6 protein-coding genes and 1 pseudogene are annotated in these 3,418 nt (G+C 65.9%); all 7 read right to left on the minus strand.

The window, feature by feature from the left end:
- A pseudogene (locus HUU94_RS07520) lies at positions 1 to 345 on the minus strand (hypothetical protein); the annotation flags it as partial.
- Positions 346 to 383: 38 nt separating this feature from the next.
- Positions 384 to 719 carry a Grx4 family monothiol glutaredoxin gene (gene grxD / locus HUU94_RS07525; RefSeq protein WP_174274473.1) on the minus strand — a complete coding sequence of 112 codons (336 nt, stop codon included), beginning with the start codon at positions 717 to 719 and terminating at the stop codon, positions 384 to 386.
- 2 nt (positions 720 to 721) lie between these two features.
- Positions 722 to 964, minus strand: coding sequence for a BolA family protein (locus HUU94_RS07530; protein ID WP_174274474.1), 243 nt, complete (start codon positions 962 to 964; stop codon positions 722 to 724).
- Between the two features lie 7 nt (positions 965 to 971).
- On the minus strand, positions 972 to 1,295 hold the full coding sequence (locus HUU94_RS07535; RefSeq protein WP_174274475.1) for a DUF1476 domain-containing protein: 324 nt from the start codon (positions 1,293 to 1,295) through the stop codon (positions 972 to 974).
- A gap of 70 nt (positions 1,296 to 1,365) precedes the next feature.
- Positions 1,366 to 1,950: a 3-isopropylmalate dehydratase small subunit gene (gene leuD / locus HUU94_RS07540; protein ID WP_174274476.1), complete on the minus strand. Its 585-nt coding sequence runs from the start codon at positions 1,948 to 1,950 to the stop codon at positions 1,366 to 1,368.
- A 42-nt stretch (positions 1,951 to 1,992) separates the two neighbouring features.
- Entirely contained in the window at positions 1,993 to 2,793 is an 801-nt protein-coding gene (locus HUU94_RS07545) for a LytR/AlgR family response regulator transcription factor (protein ID WP_174274477.1), read from the minus strand.
- A 22-nt stretch (positions 2,794 to 2,815) separates the two neighbouring features.
- The coding region (locus HUU94_RS07550; protein WP_174274478.1) for a sensor histidine kinase at positions 2,816 to 3,418 on the minus strand (603 nt) is incomplete at its 5' end.

Raw genomic sequence — 3,418 nt, forward strand, 5'->3', positions numbered from 1 at the left:
CGCCTGCGGCAGCGCACTGCGCTGCGGGGCGCCGGGGGCGAGGCCGCGCATGTCGCTGGGCTGCGTGGGAGACGGCTTGGGTTCGGCCGGCGCGAGCGGTGTCGTCGCGGCGGTGGGATCGGTCACCGTGCCGGGGACGGTCTGCTTCTCTTCGGGCACGGCGCTCGGCGCGCGCGCGATCAGCGCCGCCTGCGGCACGATGTAGGACGGCAGGTTGTTGGCGCCGATCGGGCTGGCGGGCATCAGGCGACCGGTCGGAACGCGCGCCGCCGCCGATGCGGAGGGCGCCGCCTGTGGCATCATCGGCGCGCCGAGCGGCAGCACCTGCGCGCCCAGAGCGCTCACTCCCAAACCCGAAATCAACGCTAAAACACCAAGTTTCATCAAACGGATACGCCCTTGTCCTGCATCAGCTCGGCAAGCTCGCCGCTTTCGTACATCTCCATCATGATGTCCGATCCGCCGACGAATTCGCCCTTCACGTAGAGCTGCGGGATCGTCGGCCAGTCCGAATAGGCCTTGATGCCCTGGCGGATGCCCTGATCCTGCAACACGTCGACCGTCTCGTAGGCGACGCCGATATGTTCGAGGATCGCGATCGCGCGGCTCGAGAAGCCGCATTGCGGGAACAGCGGTGTCCCCTTCATGAACAGCAGCACGTCGTTGGCCTTCACGACGCTGTCGATGCGGGTCTGGGCTTCGGTTGTGGGATCGGTCATGGTCATAGTCCCTCGGGCGGGGTGGCGGTGGTGAGCTGGAGCGCGTGGAGCACGCCCCCCATCCGGCCGCCCAGCGCCTCATAGACGCGCTGGTGCTGGCGAACGCGGGGCAGGCCCCGGAAACTTTCGGAAACGACGCGCGCGGCATAATGGTCGCCGTCGCCCGCGAGATCGTCGATCACGACCTCGGCGTCGGGAATTGCCGTGCGGATCATCGTCTCTATCTCTTGCGCGGACATCGGCATCGCGGGTCTATTCGACCCCGATCAACTGGCGGCGCGCCTCGACGGTGGAGTCGCTCAGCGCCTGGCGGACCTTGCCCTCGTCGATATCGACGCCCGAGCCGACGAGATCGCCGTAGAGCTTGCGCACGACATCCTCGTCGCCCGCTTCCTCGAAATCGGCCTGAACGACCGCTTTGGCATAAGCGTCGGTTTCCTCGGGCGTCAGGCCCATCAGCCCGGCCGCCCAGACGCCGACGAGGCGATTGCGCCGCGCGATGATGCGGAACGCCATTTCCTCGTCCCGCGCGAACTGGCTCTCGAAGGCGCGCTCGCGATCGTCGAACACTGTCATGGCTGCTCCCGGCGATTGTTGCGGCAGAGATAGGATCGCGCACGACCCGGCGCAACCGAGCGAAGGATGTTCAGGCGGCGAGCCAGGGGCGCGCTTCGGCGGTGCGCGCCTCGAACGCGCCGATCGTGTCGGCCATCGCCAGCGTCATGCCGATCTCGTCGAGCCCCTGCATCAGGCAATCGCGGCGGAACGGATCCATCGCGAAGGCGAAGCGATCCTGGAACGGCGTCGTCACCGATCGGCTATCGAGATCGATCGTGATCGGATCGGTCCTCGCGACCTCCAGCAGCCGATCGACCGCCTCCTGCGGCAGCACGATCGTGGCGATGCCGTTCTTGAAGGCGTTGCTCGAGAAGATGTCCGAGAAGCTCGGCGCGATCACCGCCTTGATGCCGAGATCGTTGAGCGCCCAGGCCGCATGCTCGCGGCTGGAACCGCAGCCGAAATTGTCGCCCGCGATCAGGATCGGGCTGCCGGCATAAGCGGGATCGTCGAAGACGTTGCCCGGCTCCGCCCGGATCGTCTCGAACGCGCCCTCGCCGAGGCCCACGCGCGTGATCGTCTTGAGATAATGCGCGGGGATGATCACGTCGGTATCGACGTTCTTGGCGCCCAGCGGGTAGGCGCGGCCCTCGATCGCGGTCAGCTTTTCCATTCCCGGCGCTCTACTCCGGCAGAAGCCGGGGCGGAAGCCAGGTCAGTGGACGAAGCGCGCCACGACGTCGCGATAGCTGCGGCTGACCTTCACCTGCGCGCCCGAGCCCAGCACGAGGAAGCATTCGCCGTTGGTGTGCGGCTTGACCTGCTTGACGAGATCGAGGTTGACGATCGTCGAGCGGTGGATGCGCTGGAAGCGGCGCGGATCGAGCCGCCGTTCGAGATCCTTCATCGTCTCGCGCAGGATCAAGGTGTTGTCGCCGGTATAGATGCACATATAATCGCCGGCGGCATCGATCCGCTCGATCGAATCGACGTCGACGCGGAAGATCTGGCCGCGATCCTTGATGTTGATGAGCTTTTCGTAGCGGTTGGACGCGGGCTGCTCGGCGCTTTCGGGCAGCGCCTCGTGCGCCTCGGGGGCATGCTCGGCGATCACCTCCTTGAGCTGGACGACCTCCTCGGCCGCGCGCTTTTCGGAAAGGCGCAGGCGGACGCGCTCCAGCGTATCGGCGAGGCGATCGGTATCGACGGGCTTCATCAGATAATCGACCGCGCCCGTCTCGAAGCCCTTGAGCGCATGATCGCTGTAGGCGGTGACGAACACGAACAGAGGCGGCTCGACCTCGGCGAGCCCCGAAACCACCGAGAAGCCGTCGAACCCCGGCATCTGGATATCGAGGAAGACGAGATCGGGCTTGTGCGTCTTGATCGCGCGGATCGCCTCGCGGCCGTTGAGGCAGGTTTCGATGATCTCCACATCGTCGAACGGCTCGAGGCGGAGCTCCAGCCCCTGGATGGCGAGCGGCTCGTCGTCGACGAGGATGGTGCGGATGGGCATGTCTGGGGGGATCCTTGGGCGTTTACGCTGGAATGTCGGCGGTTCTGTAGGGGATCTCGATCGTCACGGCGAAACCTTCCTCCCCGGCCTGAACGTCGAAACGATGATCCTGGGCATAGGCCTGCGCGAGCCGGTCACGGATGTTCGCCAGGCCGACGCCGGTGGACGCGGTCGCCCGCGCCATCGCTTCGGAGAGGTTCGATCCTGGTCCGGTGTCGCTGACCCGAATGTGAACGCGATTGCCGTGCCGCTCGGCGGTGACCGCGATGTCGGCGCCCTCCTCCATCGGCGTCACGCCATATTTGATCGCGTTTTCGACCAAGGGCTGGAGCAGCAGCGAGGGCAGCAACGCGTCCGCCGCCCCCGGATCGACCTCGAAATGCGGGCGCAGGCGATCCTCGAAGCGCATTTTCTCGATGCCGAGATAGAGCTTGAGCGTCTCCACCTCCTGCGTCACCGTCACCTCGCCCTCGGGTTCGCTGACCAATGTATAGCGCAGGAAGGAGGCGAGCCGCGACAGCATCGCATTGGCGCGCTCGGTCTGCTTGAGCAGCACCAGCGTCGAGATCGAGTTGAGCGTGTTGAACAGGAAATGCGGGTTGAGCTGGTAGCGCAGCATCGCCAG

The organism is Sphingomonas bacterium, from assembly GCF_903644055.1.
In the GTDB taxonomy this organism is placed as follows: Bacteria; Pseudomonadota; Alphaproteobacteria; order Sphingomonadales; family Sphingomonadaceae; genus Sphingomonas_I.

What these genes read in the sequence shown, in the direction of transcription:
- HUU94_RS07535 (WP_174274475.1), bottom strand. Translation starts at nt 1,295, where the DNA reads ATGACAGTGTTCGACGATCGCGAGCGCGCCTTCGAGAGCCAGTTCGCG.
- HUU94_RS07545 (WP_174274477.1), bottom strand. Translation starts at nt 2,793, where the DNA reads ATGCCCATCCGCACCATCCTCGTCGACGACGAGCCGCTCGCCATCCAG.
- HUU94_RS07530 (WP_174274474.1), bottom strand. Translation starts at nt 964, where the DNA reads ATGCCGATGTCCGCGCAAGAGATAGAGACGATGATCCGCACGGCAATT.
- grxD (WP_174274473.1), bottom strand. Translation starts at nt 719, where the DNA reads ATGACCGATCCCACAACCGAAGCCCAGACCCGCATCGACAGCGTCGTG.
- leuD (WP_174274476.1), bottom strand. Translation starts at nt 1,950, where the DNA reads ATGGAAAAGCTGACCGCGATCGAGGGCCGCGCCTACCCGCTGGGCGCC.